This window comes from Stenotrophomonas sp. 3diitr2024, assembly GCF_042136455.1.
GTDB classification, from domain to species: Bacteria; Pseudomonadota; Gammaproteobacteria; order Xanthomonadales; family Xanthomonadaceae; genus Stenotrophomonas; species Stenotrophomonas sepilia.
The window spans coordinates 1-359 of record NZ_JBHHMJ010000407.1 but is presented as its reverse complement, the minus strand read 5'-3'; the positions used below and the strand labels follow the sequence as shown (position 1 = coordinate 359).

The following is a 359-nucleotide window of genomic DNA, read 5'->3' as shown; positions in this document are numbered from 1 at the left end:
GCGCGGCAATGAACGCCGCACGGAAGGGGGCGGTCTCCAGGCCGTCGGCCACGACCTGCAAGCGCGGCGCGATGGCATCGATCGCATCCAGCGCCGCCATCAGTACCACCACGGCATAACCGGGCAGCAGCGTAGTTGCCCTTCATGTCCTTGGCCCACAGCTTCAACGCGGCCTGCTGCTTGGCGCGGCCGTAGGAGAAGCTCAGCGGCCACGGCAGGTTGCCCAGCTGGTTCATCGCGTTCAGGTGCTCGGTGGACGGATTGAAGCGCAGCAGCACCGGAGCCTTGGCCTCCAGCGGCAGGTTCAGCGCTTCCATCTTGTCACGCACCTCCAGGCTGGCCTGGTCCATGTTGGTGCC

General features: G+C 66.6%; 1 protein-coding gene. It reads right to left on the bottom strand.

Features of this window, described 5'->3' with window-relative positions; translation table 11 throughout:
- Positions 1 to 359 (bottom strand): class I fructose-bisphosphate aldolase (locus ABGA94_RS10125; RefSeq protein ID WP_375367188.1); only part of this gene is annotated, 359 nt, incomplete at both ends.